21 protein-coding genes, 1 other RNA gene and 1 pseudogene are annotated in these 23,990 nt (G+C 71.7%); 5 read left to right on the top strand and 18 right to left on the bottom strand.

The genetic code is table 11. The annotated features are described in order from the left end of the window. Nucleotides 1–71 precede the first annotated feature (71 nt). The 3 genes from rnpB to AB0877_RS13940 form a co-directional block, all read right to left on the bottom strand. Nucleotides 72–487, bottom strand: an RNA gene (rnpB, locus tag AB0877_RS13930) — RNase P RNA component class A. Between the two features lie 151 nt (nt 488–638). Next, the gene (locus AB0877_RS13935) at nt 639–770 is read right to left on the bottom strand and encodes a hypothetical protein (RefSeq protein ID WP_366608917.1); all 132 of its coding nucleotides are present in this window, start codon (nt 768–770) and stop codon (nt 639–641) included. A gap of 251 nt (nt 771–1,021) precedes the next feature. Then, nucleotides 1,022–1,306 carry a hypothetical protein gene (locus tag AB0877_RS13940; protein WP_366608918.1) on the bottom strand — a complete coding sequence of 95 codons (285 nt, stop codon included), beginning with the start codon at nt 1,304–1,306 and terminating at the stop codon, nt 1,022–1,024. Between the two features lie 92 nt (nt 1,307–1,398). On the opposite strand from AB0877_RS13940, the gene AB0877_RS13945 reads away from it, so the two are divergent. Next, on the top strand, nt 1,399–2,160 hold the full coding sequence (locus tag AB0877_RS13945; RefSeq protein WP_357222179.1) for a sulfite exporter TauE/SafE family protein: 762 nt from the start codon (nt 1,399–1,401) through the stop codon (nt 2,158–2,160). A 147-nt stretch (nt 2,161–2,307) separates the two neighbouring features. Here the strand turns inward: AB0877_RS13945 and AB0877_RS13950 are convergent, their stop codons facing one another. Continuing rightward, complete coding sequence (locus AB0877_RS13950; RefSeq protein ID WP_357222181.1) at nt 2,308–3,531, bottom strand: MFS transporter; 1,224 nt, start codon at nt 3,529–3,531, stop codon at nt 2,308–2,310. A gap of 54 nt (nt 3,532–3,585) precedes the next feature. Between AB0877_RS13950 and AB0877_RS13955 the strand changes: the two genes are divergently transcribed. Beyond that, nucleotides 3,586–4,047 (top strand): MarR family transcriptional regulator, encoded by a 462-nt coding sequence (locus tag AB0877_RS13955; RefSeq protein ID WP_366608920.1) that lies wholly within the window; start codon nt 3,586–3,588, stop codon nt 4,045–4,047. Nucleotides 4,048–4,648: 601 nt separating this feature from the next. Here AB0877_RS13955 and mctP read toward each other — a convergent pair. From mctP to AB0877_RS13990, 7 genes are all read right to left on the bottom strand, one after another. Then, nucleotides 4,649–6,298, bottom strand: a complete 1,650-nt coding sequence (mctP, locus tag AB0877_RS13960) for a monocarboxylate uptake permease MctP (RefSeq protein WP_366608921.1) — start codon at nt 6,296–6,298, stop codon at nt 4,649–4,651. Further along, entirely contained in the window at nt 6,298–6,540 is a 243-nt protein-coding gene (locus tag AB0877_RS13965; RefSeq protein WP_354942433.1) for a DUF3311 domain-containing protein, read from the bottom strand. The genes mctP and AB0877_RS13965 overlap by 1 nt, the downstream gene beginning before the upstream one ends. Nucleotides 6,541–6,693: 153 nt before the next feature. Then, entirely contained in the window at nt 6,694–7,869 is a 1,176-nt protein-coding gene (locus tag AB0877_RS13970) for a bifunctional RNase H/acid phosphatase (RefSeq protein WP_366608922.1), read from the bottom strand. Nucleotides 7,870–7,872: 3 nt separating this feature from the next. Then, nucleotides 7,873–8,610, bottom strand: a complete 738-nt coding sequence (locus AB0877_RS13975; protein WP_366608923.1) for a C4-type zinc ribbon domain-containing protein — start codon at nt 8,608–8,610, stop codon at nt 7,873–7,875. After that, a complete protein-coding gene (locus AB0877_RS13980) occupies nt 8,600–9,472 on the bottom strand; it encodes a Nif3-like dinuclear metal center hexameric protein (protein ID WP_366608924.1) in 873 nt (290 codons plus the stop codon). Before AB0877_RS13980 ends, AB0877_RS13975 begins: the two co-directional genes overlap by 11 nt. A gap of 82 nt (nt 9,473–9,554) precedes the next feature. After that, nucleotides 9,555–10,127, bottom strand: coding sequence for a flavoprotein (locus AB0877_RS13985; RefSeq protein ID WP_366608925.1), 573 nt, complete (start codon nt 10,125–10,127; stop codon nt 9,555–9,557). Nucleotides 10,128–10,143: 16 nt separating this feature from the next. After that, nucleotides 10,144–11,373, bottom strand: coding sequence for a helix-turn-helix domain-containing protein (locus AB0877_RS13990; RefSeq protein ID WP_366608926.1), 1,230 nt, complete (start codon nt 11,371–11,373; stop codon nt 10,144–10,146). Between the two features lie 248 nt (nt 11,374–11,621). On the opposite strand from AB0877_RS13990, the gene AB0877_RS13995 reads away from it, so the two are divergent. Next, nucleotides 11,622–12,293 (top strand): bifunctional DNA primase/polymerase, encoded by a 672-nt coding sequence (locus AB0877_RS13995; protein ID WP_366608927.1) that lies wholly within the window; start codon nt 11,622–11,624, stop codon nt 12,291–12,293. 439 nt (nt 12,294–12,732) lie between these two features. On the opposite strand, the gene AB0877_RS14000 is transcribed toward AB0877_RS13995, so the two are convergent. The 5 genes from AB0877_RS14000 to AB0877_RS14020 are packed head-to-tail and all read right to left on the bottom strand — an operon-like array spanning nt 12,733 to nt 18,984. Beyond that, nucleotides 12,733–13,455: an FAD:protein FMN transferase gene (locus AB0877_RS14000; protein WP_366609039.1), complete on the bottom strand. Its 723-nt coding sequence runs from the start codon at nt 13,453–13,455 to the stop codon at nt 12,733–12,735. A gap of 49 nt (nt 13,456–13,504) precedes the next feature. Continuing rightward, a complete protein-coding gene (locus AB0877_RS14005) occupies nt 13,505–14,083 on the bottom strand; it encodes an FMN-binding protein (protein ID WP_366608928.1) in 579 nt (192 codons plus the stop codon). Nucleotides 14,084–14,096: 13 nt separating this feature from the next. Further along, nucleotides 14,097–15,515, bottom strand: a complete 1,419-nt coding sequence (locus tag AB0877_RS14010) for a ferredoxin reductase family protein (protein WP_366608929.1) — start codon at nt 15,513–15,515, stop codon at nt 14,097–14,099. Continuing rightward, on the bottom strand, nt 15,512–16,894 hold the full coding sequence (locus AB0877_RS14015; protein WP_366608930.1) for a DUF1501 domain-containing protein: 1,383 nt from the start codon (nt 16,892–16,894) through the stop codon (nt 15,512–15,514). The genes AB0877_RS14010 and AB0877_RS14015 overlap by 4 nt, the downstream gene beginning before the upstream one ends. An 8-nt stretch (nt 16,895–16,902) precedes the next feature. Beyond that, nucleotides 16,903–18,984 carry a DUF1800 family protein gene (locus tag AB0877_RS14020; protein WP_366608931.1) on the bottom strand — a complete coding sequence of 694 codons (2,082 nt, stop codon included), beginning with the start codon at nt 18,982–18,984 and terminating at the stop codon, nt 16,903–16,905. A gap of 432 nt (nt 18,985–19,416) precedes the next feature. Between AB0877_RS14020 and AB0877_RS14025 the strand changes: the two genes are divergently transcribed. Further along, nucleotides 19,417–19,674 carry a DUF3040 domain-containing protein gene (locus tag AB0877_RS14025; RefSeq protein ID WP_355023388.1) on the top strand — a complete coding sequence of 86 codons (258 nt, stop codon included), beginning with the start codon at nt 19,417–19,419 and terminating at the stop codon, nt 19,672–19,674. 46 nt (nt 19,675–19,720) lie between these two features. Here AB0877_RS14025 and AB0877_RS14030 read toward each other — a convergent pair whose 3' ends face one another. Beyond that, nucleotides 19,721–20,659, bottom strand: a complete 939-nt coding sequence (locus AB0877_RS14030; protein ID WP_366608932.1) for an SWIM zinc finger family protein — start codon at nt 20,657–20,659, stop codon at nt 19,721–19,723. Next, a complete protein-coding gene (locus AB0877_RS14035) occupies nt 20,656–22,605 on the bottom strand; it encodes a DEAD/DEAH box helicase (RefSeq protein WP_366609040.1) in 1,950 nt (649 codons plus the stop codon). Before AB0877_RS14035 ends, AB0877_RS14030 begins: the two co-directional genes overlap by 4 nt. Before the next feature lie 139 nt (nt 22,606–22,744). Between AB0877_RS14035 and AB0877_RS14040 the strand changes: the two are divergent. Beyond that, nucleotides 22,745–22,876 (top strand): annotated as a pseudogene (locus tag AB0877_RS14040) (hypothetical protein); the annotation flags it as partial. Between the last annotated feature and the right edge of the window lie 1,114 nt (nt 22,877–23,990).

Here is a 23,990-nt window from a genome sequence, read left to right on the forward strand (position 1 = left end):
GCCGACGACCATCAGCGCTTGAAGAAACAGCAGGTCAGCCACCATTTAGGGGTGGCTGGCCTGGTGGGCGACGGACGAGTCGACCTGTACGCCGGATTCTGTGCGCGGCGCGTACCCCGAGGGGTTTGCGCCGGCGGCGGCCATCCATCTCGGCCTGCCGTTGCCGGCAGGCTCCAGCGGCCTACCCGCAGACATCGGGCGGGCAGCCCTCAAGCGTCTGCGCCGGGTCGTCATCTTGCGGTGACGGCCCTTGCTTGGCCTTGCTCCGGGTGGGGTTTACCGAGCCACCCCGGTCACCCGGGGTGCTGGTGGGCTCTTACCCCACCGTTTCACCCTTACCGTCCCCGTTGGGGTCGGCGGTCTGTTTTCTGTGGCACTGTCCCGCGGGTCGCCCCGGGTTGCCGTTAACAACCACCCTGCCCTGTGGAGTCCGGACGTTCCTCGGCGGCGGGCCGAAGCCCGCCGACGCGGCCGCCCGGTCGACTCGTCCGTCGCGCTCTCATCCTAACGACGCCGCTCGCGCACCTATTGCCGCCCCGCACGCGGGTGTCAAAGCAGACCTGCCCCGCAGGCGGGCCCTCGACAGACCTGGCCCGCTGGACAGCGCGCCGTGAGGACGGACATTGGGTAGCGAGCGGTCAGTTCACGCTGATCGTCACGACACCGGTTCCGGCGTACGCCTTCGGCAACTCGGTGAGGACCGGACGCCCGGTGGGCCACTCGGCGTCGGGACGTTCCAGCGCGGCGGCATGGGCTAGCTGCCAGTCCACACCTTGACGTAACAGACGCCCCACCAGCAGAGCGGTCGCGTAGCCCAGCTCGACGACCTCCAGCGCTGGTAGTGCACCGATGTGCTCTCCCAGGGCCGGGGCGGGCGGAGGTGGCCGCGGCAAGGCAGAGTGCCGGCACCTGGACGTGTCGCCCCGCACCCCTGTGTGCGGTGACCACGAGCCCGGAGAGCGCCGGGTTGCCGGCACCGAGCGCGAGCAGCGCCGTGTGGTCGAGATGACCGCGGCCTCGGTCACGCCGCCTTCCGGCCATCGTCGGCTAGAGATTCCGGCGCGTTGCCAGCCTCGACGGCCGCCCAGACGTCCTCGCCTCGGGTGAGGTCGTCGGGGCTGAGGTCGGAAGCGATTTTCAGCCGGACGTACTGCTCCGCGCGCGCAGCGCGGCCGCGCAGTTCGTCGGCGATGAGCGCCGCCTGGGTGAGTTGGGAGACGAGGTCCCGCATCGTCGTTCCACGTTCGTTCGCCAGGAGCGCCAAGCGGTCGCGTACCTCGGTGTCGACTTTGATCGTGGTATCCACGACCGGAGTATGCGACCGGTATACCGCCGCCCTGTTCCGCCTCGCCGGCCAGCTCACGACGGGTTCGGCGCGCGTACTAGCCTCGTGGGGCTATGGATCTCTCCCACGCCGCGCTGCTGCTCGCCGCCGGTCTCGCCGCTGGCACTGTCAACGCGGTGGCCGGTGGCGGTTCGCTGATCACCTTTCCGGCGATGATCGCGATCGGGTTACCCCCGGTGCCGGCGAACGTCAGCAACTCCGTCGCGGTCTTCCCCGGCTACCTGGCCAGCGTGGCGGGCAGCCGGCAGGATCTGCCGCGCCCCCGTGCGCTGGCCACGCTCGTTCCCACCACCATCGTGGGCACGATTGTCGGGGCGTTGCTGCTGTTGGCCACTCCGGCCCGCGCGTTCGAGCTGGTCGTACCCTTCCTGGTTCTCGGCGCGACAGCGGTCCTGGCCTTCCAGGACCCGCTGCGCCGGCTGGTCGGTCACCCCCGGGACCTGTCGCCACGCCGACGGACGGTCGCGGTGCAGACGATGGTCGCGCTCGGCGCGGTGTACGGCGGGTACTTCGGTGCGGCGCTCGGGGTGATGCTGGTGGCCGGGCTGGCCCTGGTGCTGGACGCGACCCTGGCCCGGGTGAGCGCCATCAAGAATCTGCTCTCCGCGGTGGTGGGGTTGACGACGCTCGTGGTGTTCGCCCTGTTCGGCCCGTTGAACTGGGCGGCGGTCGCGGTGGTCGCGCCCGCCACCCTCATTGGGGGGTACGCGGGCGCCCGGCTCGTCCGCCGGCTGCCGCCGGTGGTGCTCAAGACGGTGATCGTGGTGTTCGGTACGACGATCGGCCTCTACCTGCTCTGGCGCGCCCTACACTGAGCGGCGTCACCGCCAGGATCCGCGCAACTTCGGGGATGTTGCTGCCTCAGCGAGCGCCGGAGGCAGCAGTTTCCCTGAAACTGAGCGGATCGTGGCCGGCTCGCCCGCGGAAGCGGCAGGGGGCATGAGGGGGGCGGGGCGAGCCGGTCAGTAGGTCTCGCCGACGGGCTCGTGTTCGGTGTCGGCGGCGGCGCGGTTCCAGCGGGACCAGAGCACCCGCTCGCCGTAGCCGGCGGCCATCAGGTGCGCGAAGGCCAGGTAGACGAGCACGCCGACGGCGAGCACCCCGAAGCCGACCCAGAACGGCAGCGCCAGCGACTGCTCGGCGAGCTTGCCGGAGATGATCGGTGCCGGCGCGGCGGCACCCCAGCGGACCAGGTTGAACGCGCCGGTGGCGACGCGCCGGTCGCTGGAGCCGAGGCCGAGCGCCAGGTCGGTGAGGTTGGCGTTCGCCAGGCCCATGCAGAGTCCGGCGAGCACCAGCACCACGAGCGCCTCGGCGGTGCTGGTGGAGGTGGCGAAGAGGACCATGCAGACCAGCAGCCCGGCGATGGCCACGCCGACGGTCTGTACCGCGCCGATGCGGTGGGCCAGCCGGTGACCGATCACCATGATGCCGGCGGCCAGGCCGAGACCCCAGCCGGTGAAGGCGAGCCCCAGCGGGATGACGTCCAGGCCGAGGAAGAGCGGCGTGTAGCCGAGCACCACGAAGAACACGAAGTTGTACGCGGCGGTGACCACGCAGAGGGCGATGAACGCCGGGCGGCGGTAGGTGGCGAAGATCTGGCCGACGCGTACCGGGGCCTGCCGGTTGGTGGGCTCGCGGAGTTTGCGGGAGGCCACGCCGAGGGCGAGGACCATGAAGACGCCGCAGACGAAGAACGGCAGCCGCCAGCTGACCTCGCCGAGCAGGCCGCCGATCAGCGGTCCGACGGCGAAGCCGAGGCCGAGGGCGGTCTCGAAGAGGCCCACCACCCATTCCCGGTCGACGGCCAGGTTGACGAGCACCACCATGGCGGTGGCGAAGAACATCGCGTTGCCCAGCCCCCAGACGCCGCGCAGCACGGAGAGCTGGACGATGTTGTCGCTGAACGAGGCGAGGATCGCGGCGACGCCGACCACGGAGACGCCGGTGATGAGCACCGGTTTGAAGCCGAACCGGCCGCTGGCCAGCGTCGCCGGGATCATGCCAAGGGCCATGACCGCGATGTACGCGGTGAACAGCAGCTCGACCTGCCAGGCGGTGACGCCGATCGCCTCGCCGATGGCGGGCAGGATCGGGTCGACGACGGCGATGCCGGCGATGGCGAGGAAGGCCACCAGCGTGGTGGCGTAGATGGCACTGCGGTTCGGTTCGGAACGCCGATCCACTCCGACTCCTCAGATAGCTGTATCGTACAGGTACTTATTCTGTATGATACAGCTATGAGCGACGACAGTGACGAGAGCACCCTCGGCCAGATCGAGACCGAGGTGGCCCTGCTGATGCGCTTCGGCGAGGCCACCCGACGGGCCACCGGCACCGCCGAGCACCGGGTGCTGGACCGCGCGGCGTACGTCATCCTGCGCCACCTGGCCGACGCCGGCCCGCAGAACGTCTCGGCGCTCGCCGCCCGGCTCAACCTCGACGGCTCGACAGTCACCCGGCAGGTGTCCGCGCTTCAGCGCGACGGCCTGATCACCCGTACCCCGGACCCGTCCGACGGCCGCGGCACCGTCATCTCCCCCACCTCGACCGGTCTGCAACGGATGGCCGCCGTCCAGGCCGCCCGCACCCGGCTCTACGGGGACATGCTCGCCGACTGGACCGCCGATGACCGGGAGACCCTGGCACGGCTGCTGGGCCGCCTCAACCAGGCCCTGGTGGACCGCAACCGCCGCCGCTGACCACGCGCGCCGGTCCCACGGCCTGGCTCAGCGCGCCATCCGGCCGCGCGAAAGCTCTTCCCACCGCCAAGATCGCGCAAGATCCTGGTTGTAGTGGCCTCCCGAGCACCCCGACACCACTACAACAAGGATCGAGCACGATCTTGGTAGTCGAAGCGCGCCAGGCCGTCGGCCCGGCCCGGCAGCCGTCGCTGCCTTACGCCAACCCTCGCTGACCCGCGCCAGCCCTCGCCGAACCCGCCAGCCCTCCCTGACGGCGCCAGCCCTCGCCGAACCCGCCGGCCCTCGCTGACCCGCCGGCCCTCGCTGACGGGGCCAGCCCTGGCTGACCCCGCCGGCCCTCGCTGCCTCTGCTGGAGGGCGCATGATTCGTTTGCGGCATCAGCTCGATAGCGTCCGAAACCACGTCACCACCCCGCGACGACGCCCGCGACGATGACCCCCACGACGATGACCCCCACGACGACGACCACCCCACGACGACGACCACCTCGCCGACGACAGGCCCCAGTCGACCGGACACAGACCACTGGACCTCAGACCACTGGGCCACAGATACGCCCGGGCACCGACCGGCGTCGGCACCCGGGCGTACCTTCGGTCAGGCGACTGGTTCGCGGGTTGGGTCGGCGTCGCGTTCGGTTCCGGGGCTGACGCGGGCGTCGCCCTCGTCGGCGAAGTAGTCGTCCGGCTCGGTGCCGTCGACTCCGTCGTCCGCCTTCGCGGCCCGCAGCGCCAGCGTCACCAGCGCCGCCACGGCCAGGTTGACGGCCACCGCCACGATGCCGACGTAGATCGTCTTGGTGGTGTCGAAACCGAACTCCGACAGCGGGAACGCCGAGCCGCCGAAGTGCTTGCGGGTCGGGCTGGCCACCTGGTAGAGCATCCACATGCCCAGCCCCATGCCGGCCACCCAGCCGACGATCAGGCCGGTGCGGTGGAACCAGCGGGTGTAGAGGCCCAGCGCCACCGCCGGCAGCGTCTGCAGGATGATCACGCCACCGATCAGTTGGAGGTCGATGGAGAACTGCGGGTCGAGGAAGACGATGCAGGCCACCGCGCCGACCTTCACCACCAGTGAGGTGATCTTCGAGACGTTCGCCTCCTGGGCCGGGGAGGCATCCCGCTTCAGGTACTCCTTGTAGATGTTGCGGGTGAACAGGTTCGCCGCCGCGATCGACATGATCGCCGCGGGCACCAGCGCGCCGATACCGATGGCCGCGTACGCGACACCGGCGAACCAGTCGGGGAACTGCTGGTCGAACAGGAGCGGGACGACCGTGTTGTTGTCCACCGAGCCGGCCGAACTGCCGGGCAGCGGCTTCACGCCGGCCGCGATGGCCATGTAGCCGAGCAGCGCGATCAACCCGAGCAGCAGGCTGTACGCGGGCAGCGCCGACATGTTCCGCTTGATCACGTCACGGTTCCGGCTGGCCAGCACACCGGTGATGCTGTGCGGGTAGAGGAAGAGCGCCAACGCCGAGCCGAACGCCAGCGTCACGTACTGGAGCTGGTTGTTGCCGTTGAGCAGGATGCCGTCGTTCGGGTTGGGCGAGGCGTCGAACTTCGCGTCCGCGGCGGCGAAGATGTCTCCCCAACCGCCCAGCTTGTACGGCAGGTAGATGACCGCCACCAGGATCACGATGTAGATCAGGCTGTCCTTGACGAACGCGATCAGCGCGGGCGCGCGCAAGCCCGACTGGTACGTGTAGGCGGCCAGGATCGCGAACGCGATGATGATCGGCAGGTGCCGGGCCAGCGCGTTGTCGCCGGTGACCCCCATCGTCTTGAGCACCGCCTCGATGCCGACCAGCTGCAACGCGATGTACGGCATGGTGGCCACGATGCCGGTGATGGCGATCAGCAGGGCCAGCACCGGCGAGTCGAAGCGCTTTCGGACGAAGTCGGCCGGCGTGACGAACCCGTGCCGGTGCGACACCGACCAGAGCCGGACCAGCACCAGGAACACCAACGGATAGATCACGATGGTGTACGGCACGGCGAAGAACCCGGCCGCGCCGGCACCGAACATCAACGCCGGCACCGCCACGAAGGTGTACGCGGTGTAGAGGTCACCACCGACCAGGAACCAGGTGATCCAGCCGCCGAAGCTGCGCCCGCCCAGCCCCCACTCGTCCAGGTGCGCCATGTCCTTCGGTGCCCGCCAGCGGGCCGCCACGAAGCCCATCACGCTGACCAGGAGGAACAGCACGGAGAAGACGATGATCTCGGTGAGATGGTCGCGCCACATCAGGAGTCACCCCGCTTCTTCGTCATCTGGTAGACCAACGTGGTGGTGCCGACGCCGAGCAGGATGAAGGCCAGTTGCAGCCAGTAGAAGCGCGGGAAGCCGAAGACCCGGGGCGAGTCGCCATTGAAGAACGCCGGGATCAGCGGCACCACGATGGGGATGAAGAGCAACCAGTTCCAGGGGCTGTGGTCCTTTGCCCTGGTCGGCGCCGTGGGCGGCGCCTCCGGTTCGGGTGCAGCCATCTGACACACCTCCGGGGAGTCGTGGCTTTCGATGCAACGGCCGGAGGCTACGACTCTGTGATGGGCGTCACGTGACCCGTTCGGAGGGTGCTGCGCCGAACGGCTGGTGGCCTGCGCCGAACGGCGCAGGCCACCAGCCGAAGGGTGAGCGGCTCAGAGGGCCGCGAGGTGGGCGGTGTCGTTGACCGTGCGCACCGCCACGCCGCCGTCCGGCCACATGTCGAGCACCGAGATGCCGGCCGCGTCCAGGAAGAGCCGGTGCAGGAAGCCGTCGCCGGCCGCGAGGGCGTCGCGCAGCGCCAGCTTGATCGGCGAGACGTGCGAGACGACCACCACCGTCTCACCGGGGTACGCGGTCAGCAGCCCATTGATGACGCGGTGCGCGCGTTCGGCGACCTGGGTGAACGACTCACCGCCCGGCGGCGCGATCCGGGGTGAGGCGAGCCAGGCGTCCATCTCCCCCGGCCACTGCTGGCGCACCTCGGCGAAGGTACGTCCCTCCCACTGGCCGAAGTCGCACTCGATCAGGTCGTCGTCGGTGCGGACCGGCACGTCACCGAGCGCCCCGGCGATCGACGCCGCGGTGGCCGTACACCGGGACAACGGTGAGCTGAGCACGGCCGCGACGGACGGGGCCAGCTCGGCCACCCGGGCGCCGGTGGCCTGCGCCTGGGCGCGGCCGCGCTCGGACAGCGGCACGTCGCCGCGCCCGGAGTAGCGCCCCTGCTCGGTGTACGGAGTCTCGCCGTGCCGAACCAGGATGAGCCGGGTGGCGGTGAAGCTCGGCCGGGGCTCCCAGGAGGCCGGCGCGGTCGCCGGGTCGCTGCCGACGATCGGGGCGGCCGGCGTGGTCGAGGGCTGGCCGGTGGCCGCGGTCGCCGCCGGACGGGCGGGGGCCGCGGTGGCCGGCGGACGGCCCGCGGCGGCGTCCATGGCGGCGTTGGCGAGGGCGTCGGCGTGCCGGTTCTGCTCGCGCGGAATCCAGCTGAACCGGACCGCGGTGAACCGGCCCACCAGCGCGGCGGCCTGGGCGGCGAGGGGCCGCAGGCCGGGGTGCTTGATCTGCCACCGGCCGCACATCTGCTCGACCACCAGCTTTGAGTCCATCCGGACGTCCACCTCGGCGGCGCCCAGCTCGGCGGCGGCGGTCAACCCGGCGATCAGGCCCTGGTACTCGGCGACGTTGTTGGTGGTCGTGCCGAGCGACTCGGACCGCTCGGCGAGCACCTCGCCGGTCTCCGGGTCGCGGACCACCGCGCCGTAGCCGGCGGGGCCGGGGTTGCCCCGGGACCCACCGTCGGCCTCGATGGAGACGACGCGCGGCGCCACGACCTACAGGCCCGACTCGTTGGTGCGGACCATGATCCGTCGGCAGTCCTCGCAGCGGACCACGTCGTCGGGGTCGGCCTTGCGGATGCGGGCCAGGTCGGCGCCGGACAGCTCCAGGCGGCACCCGCCGCAGCGACCCGCGGTGAGCAGCGCGGCACCCAACCCGGTGTCCTCGCGGATCTTGTCGTAGAGGTTGACCAGCTCGCTCGGGAGGTCGGCGGCGAGCGGCTGACGGGCCCCCCGCTTGAACTCCTCCTCCTTCGCGATCTCGGCCAGCGCCTCGTCGCGGCGCTGCTCGGTCGCGGCCCGCTTGTCCCGGGTCTCGGCCAGGCGCTGCTCCACGCCGTCCAGTACGCCCTGCGCGGTCTCCCGCTGCTCCATCAGCTCCAGCTCGGCGTCCTCCAGGTCGCCCTGGCGGCGCTTGAGCGAGACCAGCTCGTGCTGGAGCGCCTCCAGCTCGCGGGCCGGGCCGGTGCCGGCGGCCAGCCGGTTCTCGTCCTTCTCCTTGCGGGCCCGGACCTGCTCGACGTCCTTCTCCAACCGGGCGATGTCCCGGTCCAGGTCGTCGACCGCCACCTGGGCGCGAACCCGCTCGTCCTCCATCGACGACAACTCCCGGGCCAGCGACTCCAGCTCGGCCCGCTCGGCTAGCGTTCGCCTGCGGTGGGCGAGCTGGGCGAGGTTGGTGTCGATCGCCTGGAGGTCGAGCAGGCGGCGCTGCACCTGAGGGTCAGCCTTCACGGTCGGGCTCCTTGTCGTCCACAACGGGTGCGGCGGCGTGCACGGTCCACGGGTCGGTGTCCAGGTCGGACACCAGCGTCTCGACGTCCAGCGCCTCCCGGAGGAAGGCGGCCAGGTCGTCCAGCCACGGTCGTTCGGTCGCCCAGTGGGCGGCGTCGATCAGGGCGGGACCATCGGCGGCGAGGTGCTCGCCGGCCGGGTGGTGCCGCAGGTCGGCGGTGAGGAACGCGTCCACCCCGGCGGCGGTCGCGGCGCCGAGGAAGCTGTCCCCCGACCCGCCGCTGACGGCGAGGGTACGAACCATACGCCCGGGATCCCCCGCCGCGCGAACTCCCCAGGACGTGACGGGGAGCACCGCCGCCGCGTGCCGGGTCAGCGCGGCGAGGGTCATCGGCTCGGGCAGTTCGCCGATCCGGCCGAAACCCCTGTCGTCGCCGTGGGCGGGCGAGCCGGGCGCGGGTCGTTGGAGGGGGCGCAGACCGGTGAGCCCGAAGCGGGCGGCGAGGGCGTCGGAGACGCCCGGGGAGGCCACGTCGGCGTTGGTGTGCGCCGCGTACAGCGCCGTCCCGGCCCGGATCAACCGGTGGATGATCCGCCCCTTGAAGGTCGTCGCGGCGACCGACGACACCCCGCGCAGCAGCAGCGGGTGATGCGAGACGATCATGTCCGCGTCGGCGGCGAGGGCCTCGTCGACGGTTTCGGGCACCACGTCGACCACACAGAGCACCCGTCGGACCGGAGCGGCCGGCTCACCGAGCACCAGGCCCACCCGGTCCCACTCCTCCGCCCAGACCGGCGGAAAACGCCGTTCCAGCGCGGCCACCACGTCGCTGACTGTGGGGGCGGATCCGCTTGTGCTCACGGCGGGCCAGCTTACCGGCGTCCGGGCCGCCGGGCGGTGACACCCGGCCCGGCCGCGTCGGGTGGAAGATCTGCCGGACCCGCTACGCGGCGCTCCAGGAGACGGTCTGCAACGCGGCCAGCGGCATCGCCCAGGGGAAGGCGTGCAGGTGCTGCTCCCCCGTTCCGGGCGGGTGCAGGGCGATCACGTCGTCGCCGAAGAGCACCGTGACGCCCCACTCGGCCAACCGGGCCACCCCGGCCCGAAACGCCGGGTGGCCGGCCATCGCCGCGTTGGTGTAGGGCACCGCCACGATGGGGACGCCCTTGCCCTGGGCCTCGACCAACAGCCCGAGCGCCAGCGTGTCGGTGATCCCGGCGGCCCACTTGTTGACCGTGTTGACGGTGGCCGGGCAGACGATCATGGCGTCGGCGGGTGGCAGCACGTCCGGGTCACCGGGGTTCTTGTAGTGCGTCCGCACCGGGTGGCCGGTCTGCCGGATCAGGGCCGACTGGTCGACGAACTTCGCGCCGTCCGGCGTGGCGACCACGCAGACGTCCCAACCGTCCTGTTGGGCGAGGTCGACCAGACGACCGACGTGTCGGGCCAGCGGCGAGCCGCAGGCGATGACGTACAGCACCTCACGGTGCCCGCTGTTGTGCGCTGCACCGGCCATCAGACCGGCTCCGCGCTCATACCCCTACTCCCATGTGCTCAGCCAACTCCGCTACCGGGGAAGGCGGCGCACCACGTGTGCGACGGAGGATGTCGGACATCACCTCGTGCGCGATCGGCCGGCAGCGGATCTCCGACGGGGCGAGCCGATCACCGAGCAACAGCATCTCGCCGGCGTTCGCCACGTCACCGATCTGGGCGTAACCGCGGGCGATGTCGAGCAGGTGGTGGGCGCGGCGCTCGGGCAGCAGCGCGTTGAAGGAGGGCTCCGCGATGCGCAACTGGTGCACCTCCACGGCCCGCCCCCCGTCGCCCAGCTCCACGGCGGCGGCGGCCCGGTGCAGTTCGACATTGGTCGGGCCGAACGACGTCCAGTAGTGGTTGTGGTCGCCGCCGAGCAGGGTGGCGGCCTCCTGGGCGCAGTTGATCAGGTCGTCGACGCTGGCCGAGTCACCGATGCGCGACGCGGCCATCGCGCCCTGCAGCAGCAGCATCCCGTAGACGGAGAGGCGGGCCGGGGAGACCGCGTTGCTTCCGCCCGGCGCCAGCCGGTTGGCGATCTGGACGTTCAGCTCCAGCGCGGGACGGGCCCGCCCCATCGCGACCAGGGCGTTGCACACCCGGGTGGTGGCGATCCCGGCGAGCAGCGGGTCGTCGGCCCGTTGGGCCACCGCCATCGACCGGTCGGCGGCCAACCAGGCCAGCTCGCACTCGCCCAGCTTGCGCAGCACCGAGGAGGCGATCTGGTAGACCTGCCCGAGCAGGTGGGCCGCCTCGGCGGCCTGCTCACCGCCGTACGCGGCGTCAGCCGCCTGGGCGTCGCGCAGCAGCTTCGGCAGCGCCCGGGTGAGCATCCCGTAGCGGCCGTACTGGTAGGTGAGCCAGGCGTGGTTGACGGCCTTGCGCATGTCGTCCATCGGCGGCGGGTACGGCGCCGCGTCGAAGTACGCGCTCATCGAGTCGTAGCGTTCCAGCGCCGCCCGGATCTCCTGCACCTCGACCTGGTCGATGCAGTTGAGGGCGTCGGCGCGCCGCTCCGGGTCCTTGCCCATCAACAGCTGCACGTCCATCTGGAGGATGTCGGCGATCTCGTAGAGGACGGAGAACTTGTCCAACCGGCGGACGCCGCGTTCGACCTTGTCCACCCAGCTCTTGGACTTGCCCAGCCGGTCCGCGAAGACCTGCTGCGACATCTTGCGCCGCCCCCGCCAGTAGGCCACTCGCCGTCCTATGGGTAGCTCGTCCATCTCCCCATCCTCCCCTGCCACCGACGACCAATCGAGTCGGGGCGATGTCCGCGGGTGCGGCGACTGCCGTTCATGTTCAGGTTTTGGCTGGTCGCACAGGATGTACGTCAGCCGGACAGGTAGCCCTCGTACTTTTCGTGCAAGTTGCACGAGCCGTTCGTCAACCTCAACGAGCGTGGGTTACGGCAGTGACGGTGCTCGACATGCGACCTGGTGAAAGCCGGGCCCGACGAGAGGATATGGCACACATGTGGGGAAATGTCGTACCGCGCGTTGCCGAACTGTCGCCGCTGGAACGGGTCCGGCTGCGCCGGGTCGCCATCCGGTACGCGGTACACGGCTGGGAGGTCACCCCGGGGGCCTGTCTGGCCCGCAGCCGGTTCGTCTGCGGCCGAGCCGGTTGCCCCACAGTGGGCTGCCACCCCGCCCTGGAGAACTGGGAGCTGGCCGCCAGCACCGACCCGGCCCGGGTGGCGACCTGGTGGCGGAGCCGGCCGCACGGGGTGCTGCTGCCCACCGGCCGGGCCTTCGACGTGCTGGAGGTGCCCGCCCACCTCGGCCGGCACGTGCTCGACGCCGTCCAGATCCACCCGGCCGGCACCGGCGTACGCGGACCGGTGCTGGTTACGCCCACCGGGCGGTGGATGTTCCTGGTCCGCCCCGGCGACCCGCTCAGGCCGGAGCTGGAGCACTGCTTCCACGTGGTGCGGCACGGGCCGGGCTCGTGGATCCCCGCGCCGCCCACCCGGCTGCCGGAGGGCACGGTCCGCTGGGCGGTCGCCCCGGAGCAGGCCCGCTGGCAGCTTCCGGATTCGTACCTCGTGCAGAACACGTTGATCGGGGCGCTGCGCGCCGCCGGGGTGACGCTCGCCCCCGACCTGCTCCCCGGTCATCTGCCGCTGCCTCGGCGAGGTATGTGAGACCGGCCCGGTCGAGGATTCGATCCGGTGCCCGACAGCGTCGCCGAGGCGTCGGTCCTCGTTGACAGGGGGACGGTGCGAACGCGCGCCACGAACGGGGGAACGATGTCCACAAACGACAGAGCGCCTCACCCTGGCGGCACCGAGCCGCCCCGGCGCAGCCACCCGGGGCGCCGCTGGGCCGGCACCCGACCGTCCGGGTCCCGCCCCGGCCGCCCACGCCCCACCGGCTCCCGCCCAGCCAGCACCCACCGCCCCCTCCGCTAACCACCCCGCTCCCTCTCCCCAGCCCCGCCCGCGCCGCCCTACCCCGCCCCGACCTCCCGCGATCTTGCACTTTCTGTCCCGACAATCTCCAGGCACAGGGACATAACGCCAACCGAAAGTGCAAGATCGCGGGGGCGGGAGGGGCGTGGGAGGGGCGGGGGCGGGGGGCGGGCTAGTTGGTTAGGGGGAGGTTGGGCGAGTGGTATTCGCGGGCGTTGTCGGTGATCGCCGCGTGGGTGTGGTCGTCCAGGCGGGCCAGCCAGTTGAGGCCGGGGGTGCCCATGGCCAGGGCGGCGGTGGCGTACGCGTCGGCCACCCCGAGGTCGGTGCCGACCACCGTCACCGAGCGCAGCCCACTGGCCGGCGCGCCCCGGCGCGGGTCCAGCACGTGCCGGCCGCGTTCGTACACGCCGGACGTGGCCACCGCCAGGTCGGTCCCGCTCAGCACCAGGCAGGCCGCCATCGCGTCCCACGGATGCCGGATACCGATGCGCCACGGCTCCCCGGACGGCGACAGACCCCGCACCCGTACGTCGCCGCCGGCGTTCACGCAGTGGTTGACCGCACCGGCGGCGACGAGGCGGTCCGAGGCGACCTGGGCGGCCCAGCCCTTGACGAAGCCGGACGGGTCGAGCCGACCGGTGGCGTACGCGTCGAAGAACCCGTCGGTGGCGCCCCACAGGTCGGCGCAGGTCTCCAGCACGTACCGCAGGTCAGCGGACGCCTCGGAGAGCAGCACCTCACCACGGTCGAAGCGGCACACCTCGCTGTCCGCCTGGTAGGTGCTGAACCGCGCGTCCACCTCGTGCATCCAGGCGAAGACCTCGTCGGCCAGCTCGCGCAACGTCGCCGGTGGCAGATCGTCGGCGAGGTCCAGGGTGATCGTCGTACCCATGATCTGCTCGACGCGGCACAGCCCGGGTCGGGTCAGCGTGGCCCGCACGTCAGAATGCCTGCTCGATGGCGGACCGCAGCGACTGCTTGTAGGAGTTGCTGGTCTCGGTGGCACCGGAGACGGTGTTGAGGTTCGCGTTCTGTTTCTGCACCACCTCGCCGCCCCTGCCGTCGTAACGGTTGCGGACGTCGCCGCTGTGGATGTCGGATTCACCCCCGCTGGGCAGCGACAGGGCGACGGCCTCGACGATCCGGTTACCCGAGACGACGATCTGCACCTGCACGTACCCGTACTCGTTGTCGAAGCCGTTGCCGGTGACCCGGCGGGTGGTCGACTGGGGTGCCTTGGTGGTGGTCCGGGGTGCGGCCTTCGTGGTGGTGCGGGTGCCGGACGGACGGCCGGTGCTCTTCGTGGCTTTGGGCGAAGGCGGCGCGTCGGCGGTCTCCGACGGCTTCGGCGCCCCGCCCGACGGGTCGGCGCTCGGCTCGACCTCCTGCGGGGTGGGGTTGACCGGCTGGGCGGTCGGCAGGTTCTGGGCGACCTGGCTGGTGCCCGGCGAGCCCTTGAACACCACAAGCGCGGTGGTGCTGGCGGCCAGGCCGGTGATCGCGAGGAGCGCGCGACGCATGGGGATGCCCTTCCTACAGCTCGAACGTGGCCAGGTGGATCTGCCGTCTTGGCACGCCGGCCCGCCGCAGTGCCCGCACCGACTGTTCCACCAAACCGGGCGGCCCGCAGAGGTAGACGTCGCGCCGGGCCACGTCGGGCACCAGTTGCCGCAGCCCGTCCGGGCTCATCAGCTGGCGGGGGCCGGGGTCGTCGCGGGAGCCGATGACGTACCAGACGGAGGTGTCGCGTTCCTGGGCCAGCCAGTCCAATTCGCGGTTGAGCAGCACGTCGGCGGGTGTGCGGGCCCGATAGATGAGCGCGGCGCCCGGCGGCAGCTCCTCCAGCATGGCCCGGATCGGCGTGATGCCGCTGCCACCGGCGATCAGCAGCGCCCGCTCCCGGAGCCGGTGCGCGGCGGTGAAGGTTCCGGACGGGCCTTCGGCCCAGACCCGGGTGCCCGGCTCCAGGTCGCGCAGGTCGGCCGTGTGGGTGCCGACCACCTTGACGGTGACCCGCAGCCAGCGGCCGTTGGCGGCGGCGGAGACGGAGAACGGGTGCGACTGCCACCAGCAGCCCCGGGTGAGGAACCGCCAGCGGAAGTGTTGGCCGCCGAGCATCGCCAGCCGGCCCAGCCGTTCCCCGGTGAGGTAGATGGAGATGGTGTCGGGGCTCTCGGCGACCACGTCGGCGACCCGCAGCTTGTAGCGCAGGTTGAACGCCAGCGGTGCGATCACGCGGCCCCAGAGCAGGGCGGCGACCACCAGCAGGTAGAGCGCGATCCAGCCGGTGCGTACCGGGCCGGGCTTGTAGAGCTGCGCGCCGTGGGTGAACTGGTGGCCGAAGCCGAGCAACAGGATCAGGTAGCTGGACAGGTGCAGCAGGTGCCACAGCTCGTAGGGCAGCGCCCGCCGGATCGCCCGGATGCTGCTGAACCCGACGAGCACCATGATGCCGGTGGCGACGAACGCCGAGACCATGTCCTCGTAGTCGCCGAGCAACGTGCCGACCTCGGCGAGGATCGACTGGTTACGCAGGTCGGCGTAGCCGACCAGGATCAGTGACATGTGCGCCAGCACGGTGACCAGCAGGGTGGCGCCGATGTCCCGGTGCCAGCGGGCCATGTGCTCGCCGCCGATCCAGCGTTCCAGCACCGGCAGTCGGCTCATCATCAGCACCTGCACCAACAGCAGGTAGCCGGCGACCAGGCCGGTGATCCGGCCGGCGGCGGTGACGGTGGCCGCGGTGGTCCGCAGCGATCCGGCCGGGGTGCCCAGCCACCAGGGCACCACACTGGCGAGCAGGCCGACCAGGAGCAGCACGCCCAGCAGCCGTCGGCCGCCGGGCCCGCGCCGGGCCGGGATCTGCGGGGGTACGGGTACCGCCGACCGGCCGCCGTGCCGGGACGAGGTCCCGGTACGACGGCCGGCGGCGTGGGTGTGCGAATACGTCACGCGTACAGCTTCATCGGGGCGTACTTCTGGCGGGGGAAGACCTTGTCGACCTCCGCGTTGGTGAGCCCGAACCGGCCCTGCGCCACCGCGCCGTAGACGTTGAACATGTTGTTGTACTCCGGCACGTCACCGGAGTCCAGCTTGTCCAGACCGTTCCAGGTGCCGAGCAGCGAACCGGCCAGCTTCTTGCCGGACAGCAGGGTGACCACACCGCCGTGCCCGTGGTCGGTGCCGTTGTTGTTGGAGCCGACCCGACGGCCGAACTCGCTGGACACCATGATCGTCACGTCGGCGGCCTTCGGGCCGAGGTCGGTGAAGAAGGCGGCCATCGCGTTGGCCAGCTCGTTGAGCCGGCGGTACAGCTGGCCGCCCTCGCGGGTGCCCTGGTTCTCGTGGGTGTCGTAGCCACCCATGCCGACGGTGGCGACCCGGACGTTGGCACCGCCCTTGATCAGTTGGGCGAGTTGCTGGAACGCGTTGCCGACGCCCTCGTACTTGACGCCCTCGGCGGGCTGGTACGGCTTGGCGGCGAGCTTCTGGGCGGTGGCCAGCGCGCCCATGCCCTCCTGCACGGCGTCCTCGACCGGGTGGTTGATTCCGGTGAAGAGCCCCTTGATGGCCTTCTCGGTGGCGGCCCGGAACTTGTCGTCACCGTTGAGCCGCAGGGAGCCGACGTTGTTCAGCGACAGCGCGCCGTTGTTGCCGACCAGCGAGCGGGGCAGCGTGCTGCCGATGCCGACGCTGCGGAACGCGGTGCCCTTGCCCAGGTTGTCGACCAGACCGTCGAGCCAACCCCGACCGCCGGTCTCGTTGGGCAGACCGCCCAGGTTGCAGGCGTCGGCGGCCTGGAAGTGGCTGCGGGACAGCCGCTCGTCGGAGACGGCCGGGATGAAGCCCAGCTGACCGGCAGTGAGCCACTTCTCCAGCGGCTTGAACGCGCCGGTCAGCTTGAAGCCGCGGCCCAGGGCCAGCGAGTCGTTGCCGAGCAGCAGGTCGGGGCGGGCCTTGTTGAGCACCGCGTCGTTGTCCGGCGCGATCAGGCTCAGGCCGTCCAGCCCGCCGTAGAGGAAGACGTGGATCAGGGTGCCGGTCTTGGTCGCCGCGAACGACGCCGAGGTGGTGACGAACTGGGCGGTGGCCAGCGCGGTGGCGGTGGCCGCGGCACCGGCGACGAAGGTCCGCCGGGTCACGCCGCGACCGTCCTGCTGGGCCTCCTCCAGGTTCTCCAGGGTGCGGTACCTGTCGAACTCGGCGGCGTTCTCGGCGGCGACGATGTCCGCCTCGGCGCGCAGCAGAGCCTCGGCCGGGTTGTCGGCCAGCCGGCGCACGTCGGGGCATTCGGGGTGCAGGGGGAAAGAGTTGTACACAGTCTTCTCCATCGGGTGCCTCACCGGAGGTGGTGCTGGGGGGAAGCGAGGATCGCCCGCGCGACGGCGGTGATGGCCCCGTTGAACGTGGCGTCGACCTTGGTGGTCGCCGCCACACCGGCCACGCCGAGGATGAGGTTCTTCTCCCGCGTGCTCAACTTCTGGCCTACCAGCCGCTGGGAGAGCGCGTCCACGTACGCCCCGGCGGTCGCCGGTGGCTTGGCCACCAGCTTCTCCGGCGCCGTGTACGTGAAGGTAGTGCGGTAGCCGGCGAGGATCTCGCCCGCCTCGTTCCAGCCGTTGACCATCGTGCCGGCCGAGGTCCAGGCGACGTAGACGTCCGGGTAGCCGTCCGGGGTCGGGTGACCCATCGGGGACTGGCCCAGCTCGCGCATCTTGTCGTGGATCTGGCGCAGCCCCCGGGCGTACGCGGTGCGCTTGCTGTCGCCGTTGTTGTGCTTCGGCGACGCGTCCGGCGAGACGCCCAGGGTGCGGTACGTGGCGACCAGGTACTCCATCGGCCGGCGCACCTTCTGGCCCACCCCGGCCCAGAACTCCGAGGAGCAGAAGAGCGTCATCAGGACCGGCTTGATCATGCCCTTGTTCGTGGTGTACGTCTTGGCCAGCCGGTCCACCAGGGACTTCGGCGGGGTGTCCGAGACGAACCGGGTGGCCAGGCTCTGCGCCACGTACTTCGCCGTCGACGGGTGCGTCGCGATGTAGGTGATGTACGCGTCGATCGCCGCTTCGGCCTTCTTCGGGTCGGCCGAGTTGTTCGCGTGGGTGAAACCGAGGATCTTCACCTTGCCGACGTAGTGCTGCTCGGGGCGGAAGACGTACTTGCCCTTGTCGTCCACGCCGCGGCCGGTCTGCAACATGGCGGCCTGCCGGACGTCGGGCTCCTTGTAGCCGCCGTCGACGCCGACCGAGTAGAGCTCGAGGTTCTCCCGGGCGAGGTTCTCGTTGATCGCGTCCTTGCGGGAGTCCTTCTGGTTCAGGTAGATCAGCAGCGCCGGGTGCTTGTTCGCGGCGACCAGCATCTCCGGGTAGCTGCCCAGCGCGTGCTTGCGAATGACGTCCTGGTCGAACGAGTTGCGGTACACCTCGCCGCCGTCGAAGTCGGCGGCGACGTGCAGGAAGTCGTTCCAGAAGTCGACCATCACCTCGAACAGCTGGCGCTTGGACCAGATCTGCCGGGCGATGGTGGCGTCGACCATCTCCCGCTCCGGGTGGGCGTCCTGCTCGTTGAGCTTGTCCCGCTGGTCGCGCAACTGCTGCACGGAGAGCTTCTGGGTCGGCAGCTCGGCGAGCTTCAGCTCACCCTTGCTCGGCTCCAACTTCCCCGGGTCCAGCTGGGCGCGGATCCAGGCGTCCATGCCCTCGCGCTTGATGTCGGCGACCACCGCGGGCGTCACGCCGAAGGTGGTGCGCCGGGCCAGGTGCAGGATCGGGTCCTTGGCCAGCACCGTCTTCACTGTCACAGTGGTCGCCGCCGCGGCGGCGGCCGGGCCGGAGAAGGTCCGCCCACCGGCCGGCGCGTTCTTCTTCAGCGCCTCACCCGCGCGAGAGCCCATGTAGCTCTCGTTCTGCTCGGTGTAGGTGCGCACCGTGCTGGGCTGCTGGCCGCTGGGCCGCGCCGCGGTGCCGTCGGTGACCGTGCTGCCGGTCGCGTCGCCGGCCGCCGCCTCGTCGCCGAAGAGGCCACGGATCTGCGGAGTCATGGCGAGCGCCGCGCCACCGGCGACGACGGCGGCGGTGCCGCCGAGGGCCACCATCGCCTTACGTCGGCCGACCTTGCGATCCGGCTCGTTGTCATCGTCGAGGGTGGGCAGTCCGGTGCCGGCCGGTCGCGCCGGGGCCGGACGCCCGAGGCCCTCGGGCCCGACCCACTGCGGACCACGCGGAGCGGGCGCGGGCTGCCCGGCGTACTGCTCACGCGGGTCGGCCTGCGCGGCGTAGCCGCCCTGGTAGGGGTGGGGCGAGTCGTAGCCGTAGGGCGCTGGCGGGTGGGGGTCGCCGTAGCCGTCAGCGCTGGGGTGCTGATGTCCGTCCCAACCGCGGTCGTCCCGCGGTCGACGTGGTGGCACATTCTGGTCGGCCATGTACCAATCCCGATTTCTGATGAGCGCCGGAAGCTGCTACCGGGCAGGTGCGGCAGGTGCGGCGACTGTTGCCTGAGGGGGGTTGCTACGGCAAGGTAACCAAGGCCCCAGGGCCCTTCAAGGTGGCCGGAACCCACTCGGGAGGGCACTTAAGACACGCCTCAGCGCGACCGCGACGGTGGGCGGTGGGACGGGCCTGGCCGCAGACCTTCCCAGCAGGGAGGACGCGCGCCAGCCGAGTACGGATCGGACCTCGCCGCCGTACGCGACAGTTTCGGCGCCGTTCACCACCAAAGGCAAACTTAAGGTTCAGGTAAGCCGGACGTGAAGCGCGCTCGCGTGGAGGAAAAGTAGCAGCAGCGGGCGAGCGTGAGCCACCACCGCAGCGGGTATGCCGCCGAACCGCTGAACGCGTGAGGGGAAGGCAGCGCCATGCTCAGCAAAGAGGATCAGCGCAGATTCGACCAGATCACCCGTCAGCTCCGGGAAAGTGACCCGGCCTTCTTCAAGCGGCTGGACCACCGGGTCCGAGCCCGCAGGGGCCGCTACCTGATGTTGTTGACCATCGTGTTGTGGGCGTCGCTGCCGGCGATAGCCGTGTTCGCCGGTCGACTCACCGGCGCGATCTGCGCGGTGGTGCTGGTGGTCAACGCCGCCATCATGTGGCGGTTCCGCCGCCGTTGGACCTGACTGGTGAACCGCTCGACGGGACGCCTCCGCCGGTGGACGTGACAGCTCACCTGTCAGCCGGGCCGAAGGCCCGGTACGCGCGGCGCAACCGTTCGAGCAGTCCCGGCCCACCGATGGCCGGGGCCGGCGCTCCGAGCTGTCGCAGCAGCAGGTCGGTGCCGGTCACCAGTCGGGGCGGCCGATCCGGCAGCGGCACCGGCGCCGACCAGAACCGGTCCGCCGTATCCGCCAGCGGCGTCGCCGACAGCCCGGCGAGCGCCCGGGCGGCGCCGACCGGCGCCACGACGTCCACAGTCGACTCGGTGCCGTCCGGTCCGGACGGTGGGTCGATCGGTGGGGTGGCACCGGTGGTCGCGGCCCGCCGGGCCCGGAGCTCGTCGAGCAACTCCGCCCGGGACCGACCGCGCCAGTGCAGCAGTTCGAACGGGTCCGCGTCGAACGCCTCGGCCAGCAGGTAGAACGTGGCCGCGAGGTGCTTGCACGGGACCGCGAAGTCGGGGCAGTTGCAACGCTGCGTCAGCTCGTCCACAGCGGCCGGGAAGAGCGGCGCGCTGGCGGCGGCGAACAGCTCCTCCAACTCGTCGGGGAGGTCCCCGGCGAGCAGCCGGGCGCTGAAGAACGCCTGCCCGGCCAGCTCGTCCTCGATGCGGGACCAGAGCGCCGCCGGGAACGGCTCCAGCGCGATCGACACCTGGTACGGCTTCGGCCGGGAGCCCTGCACCACCGCGCTGACCCGCCCGGGTGCGATGTCGAGGGTGAGCACCTGACCGGCCCGCGCGTAGGACCGGCCCCGGGTCAACCGGGTGCCGAGCGCGAACGACTCCAGCACCTCCAAAAACCGCCGCGACCACCAGGACCGGCCGATCGCGCCCCGGGCGCTGCGCGCCCGCAGGCCCCCGTCGACCCGACGCGGACGCCCGTAATCGGCGAAGTCGCTCACGGTTCGCTCGCTCCGCTCGCTCACGTCGGCACTCCGCTCGCTCACTCCACCACCGCGCCGGATTCCAGGGCGAACAGGTCCCGCAACTGGCCGGTGGACAGCTCGGTGATCCACTGCTCGCCGGTGCCGACCACCCGTTGGGCGAGGCTGCGCTTGTCGGCGATCATCGCGGCCACCTTCTCCTCGACGGTGCCGGCGCACACGAACTTGCGCACCTGCACCCGTCGGCGCTGCCCGATCCGGAACGCCCGGTCGGTGGCCTGGTCCTCGACCGCCGGGTTCCACCACCGGTCCACGTGCACCACGTGGTTCGCGGCGGTCAGGGTCAGCCCGGTGCCGCCGGCCTTGAGGGAGAGGACGAACAGCGGCGGACCCTCCGCGGACTGGAAACGCTGCACCAGGGCATCCCGCTCGGCCTTGCCGACGCCACCGTGCAGGAACAGCACCTCCCGGCCGAACCGCGCCGACAGGTGACCACGCAACATCGCGCCGAACTCGGCGTACTGGGTGAACAGCAGTGCCCGCTCCCCCGCCGCCAGCACCTCCTCCAGGATCTCGGTGAGCCGAGCCAGCTTGCCGGAGCGGCCCTCCAGCGCCGAACCGTCGCGCAGCAGTTGGGCGGGGTGGTTGCAGACCTGCTTGAGGCGGGTCATGGTGGCCAGCACCAGACCACGTCGCTCGATGCCGTCACTGGTCTCGATCCGGGCGAGCATGTCGTCGACCACCACCCGGTACAACGCGGCCTGCTCCGCGGTGAGGTTGCACAGCACCTCCATCTCCAGCTTCTCCGGCAGGTCGGAGATGATGGACGAGTCGGTCTTGAGCCGGCGCAACACGAACGGGCCGGTGATCCGGCGGAGCCGCTCGGCGGCCTCGGCGTCGCCGTGCCGCTCGATCGGCTCGGCGAACCGTTTGCGGAACGTCGCGGCCGGCCCGAGCAGACCCGGGTTGGCGAACTGCATGATCGACCAGAGGTCGGCGAGGCGGTTCTCCACCGGCGTACCGGTCACCGCCACCCGCTGCCGGGCGGGCAGCGCGCGAACCGCCTCGGCCTGCCGGGTCGACGCGTTCTTGATCGCCTGCGCCTCGTCCACCACCACCCGGTGCCAGTCGATGCCGGCCAGGTCGGCGGCGTCGCGGGCGGCCACCGAGTAGGTGGTGAGGACCAGGTCCGCGCCGTGCGCGGCCGCCGTGAACTCCGCCCCCCGCGCCCGCTCGGCACCATGGTGTACGTGCACCCGCAGCTCGGGGGTGAACCGGGCCGCCTCCCGCTGCCAGTTGCCGACCAGCGACATCGGACAGACCAACAGGGTCGGCCCGGCCTCCGGTGGGTCCCCGGCCAGCAACGCGAGGAGTTGCACCGTCTTGCCCAGCCCCATGTCATCGGCGAGCACACCGCCCAGACCGAGTGAGCGCAGGAAGGCGAGCCAGGCCAACCCCCGCTGCTGGTACGGCCGCAGCATCCCCCGGAAGCCCGGCGGCGGGTCCAGCGGGGTGAGCCGCCGCTCGACCGCGCCGGCCAGCAGGTCGCCCAGCGCCCCGTCGGCGGTCACCTCCAGCACCGGCAGCTCGCCGGTGGCCTCGCCGTCGGCGAGCCCGAGGCGGAGCAGGTCGGCGACGGTCAGCTCGCCCGCGGAGCGGAGCAGACGCAGCCCCGCCGCGAGCCGCCCCGGGTCCAGCTCCACCCAACGGCCGCGCAGCCGTACCAACGGGGTCTTCGTCTCGGCCAGCGCCGCCAACTCCTCGGCGGAGAGCGGCTGGTCACCGAGCGCGATCTCCCAGCGGTAGTCGACCAGGGCGTCCAGACCGACACCGGCATCGGCGCCACCCACGGTGCCCGGAGCGGTGCGGCTGCGCGCGCGCAACCGGGCACCCAACCGCGCCGACGGACGCTGCCACCAGGACGGCAGCAGCACCCCGAAACCGGCCGCGTGCAGCACCGGGGCACCCACACTGAGGAACCGGTGCGCCCCCTCGACGTCGAGGTCCATCGCCTCCGGGGCGGCGGTACGCAGCGCGGCGTCCAGATCCGGCCAGAGCCGACTGGCCCGGCCCAGTTCGGCCAGGAGCGTCTCCTGCGGGCTGGTCGTCCGGCCGACCAGGCCGCCGAGGGTGTGCGGCGCTCGCCAGATGTCCCCGGCGTCGACGTGCAGGCCGGGCTCGTCCGCGGCCTGCAAACCGAACTCCAACCGCCAGCGCCCGGCACCGACCGAGACAGGCGCGCTGTCGGCGGGCGCGGGCACGCTGTCGGCGGGTTCGGGCACGCTGTCGGCGGGTGCGGGCACGCTGTCGGCGGGTGCGGGCACGCTGTCGGCGGGCACCACCCGGGTGGCCAGGATCGGTTCGGTGATCTCGTCGGGGGCCGGTTCGACAAGGCGGAAGCTGGCCCGCACCGGACCACCGGCGGCGTCGCGCTGCCAGGCGTCCAGTTCGGCGGAGAGGGTGGCCAGCCCGGCGCGGTCGATGGTGAAGTCCCGCTGCGGGCCGGCGAGCGCGGCCAGCCAGGCCGGTGCCGGACCTCCTGGACGCAGCCCCCGGGCCAGCGTGGTGGTCGCCAGCGCAGCCCGCGCGGCGGCGTCGGTCAGCGCGTCCAGCGCATCCGCGACCAGGTCGGCGGCGGTCAGCTCGGAGGCGGGCGGCTCGACAGTGGTCAGCCCGGAGGCGGGCGGCTCGGCGGCGGACAGGTCGGCGGCGCGGGGCTCGGCGGCGGGCGGCTCGGCGGCGCGCGGCAGGACGGTGGCTCGGGCGGCGGGCGGCAGGGCCAGCGCCAGCGAACGCGCCCAGGCGGCGTCGGTGCCGGTCAGCAGCGGACGCCACACCGCCTGCGCGGCAGCGCCGGACGCCACCAGCATCTCAGCGGCGGGCGCACTCTGGCGGCTGCTCGCCGTCGCGGCCCGCCGGTCGGCCGTCGTCGTACGCACGCCGGGGAGGACGCGGCCACGGGTCACCAGGTCGGCGGCGAGGTCGGCCAGCTCGGCGAGGTGTCGCAGCGTGGCCCCGGCCACCGCCGGGATGTCGTCCAGGGCTTGCAGCAGCGACAGCGCGTCGTCCGGGGCGTACACCAGGGTGGGGACCCGCCACCCGGCGAGTATGAGCCGACCGCGGGCCGCAGGTGCGACGGTGGTCCGGATCAGCTCGGGTGAGTCGGTCGGCGCGCCCGCCAGGGTGGGCAGGGTGAGCAGCGCGGTGTCCGGCCGGCTCGGCTCGGCGGCGTCGGCGAGGACAGCGGCCAGGTCGCTGTGCCCGGCGGCGAAGGGATGCGGGCGTTCCCGGGCCGGCCGGCCCGAACGCGGAGCGGGGATCGGTGCGGCGCTGTCCTCGGCCCAGACGGCGAGGCCGCCGGTCGAACTGCCGCCGGGCAGCCACAGCCCGTGGA

The organism is Micromonospora sp. NPDC047644 (genome assembly GCF_040704315.1).
Classification (GTDB): Bacteria; Actinomycetota; Actinomycetes; order Mycobacteriales; family Micromonosporaceae; genus Micromonospora.

What these genes read in the sequence shown, in the direction of transcription:
- AB0877_RS13945 (WP_357222179.1), top strand. Translation starts at nt 1,399, where the DNA reads ATGGATCTCTCCCACGCCGCGCTGCTGCTCGCCGCCGGTCTCGCCGCT.
- AB0877_RS13955 (WP_366608920.1), top strand. Translation starts at nt 3,586, where the DNA reads ATGAGCGACGACAGTGACGAGAGCACCCTCGGCCAGATCGAGACCGAG.
- mctP (WP_366608921.1), bottom strand. Translation starts at nt 6,298, where the DNA reads ATGTGGCGCGACCATCTCACCGAGATCATCGTCTTCTCCGTGCTGTTC.
- AB0877_RS13965 (WP_354942433.1), bottom strand. Translation starts at nt 6,540, where the DNA reads ATGGCTGCACCCGAACCGGAGGCGCCGCCCACGGCGCCGACCAGGGCA.
- AB0877_RS13985 (WP_366608925.1), bottom strand. Translation starts at nt 10,127, where the DNA reads ATGGCCGGTGCAGCGCACAACAGCGGGCACCGTGAGGTGCTGTACGTC.
- AB0877_RS13990 (WP_366608926.1), bottom strand. Translation starts at nt 11,373, where the DNA reads ATGGACGAGCTACCCATAGGACGGCGAGTGGCCTACTGGCGGGGGCGG.
- AB0877_RS13995 (WP_366608927.1), top strand. Translation starts at nt 11,622, where the DNA reads ATGTGGGGAAATGTCGTACCGCGCGTTGCCGAACTGTCGCCGCTGGAA.
- AB0877_RS14000 (WP_366609039.1), bottom strand. Translation starts at nt 13,455, where the DNA reads ATGGGTACGACGATCACCCTGGACCTCGCCGACGATCTGCCACCGGCG.
- AB0877_RS14005 (WP_366608928.1), bottom strand. Translation starts at nt 14,083, where the DNA reads ATGCGTCGCGCGCTCCTCGCGATCACCGGCCTGGCCGCCAGCACCACC.
- AB0877_RS14015 (WP_366608930.1), bottom strand. Translation starts at nt 16,894, where the DNA reads ATGGAGAAGACTGTGTACAACTCTTTCCCCCTGCACCCCGAATGCCCC.
- AB0877_RS14020 (WP_366608931.1), bottom strand. Translation starts at nt 18,984, where the DNA reads ATGGCCGACCAGAATGTGCCACCACGTCGACCGCGGGACGACCGCGGT.
- AB0877_RS14025 (WP_355023388.1), top strand. Translation starts at nt 19,417, where the DNA reads ATGCTCAGCAAAGAGGATCAGCGCAGATTCGACCAGATCACCCGTCAG.
- AB0877_RS14035 (WP_366609040.1), bottom strand. Translation starts at nt 22,605, where the DNA reads ATGGACCTCGACGTCGAGGGGGCGCACCGGTTCCTCAGTGTGGGTGCC.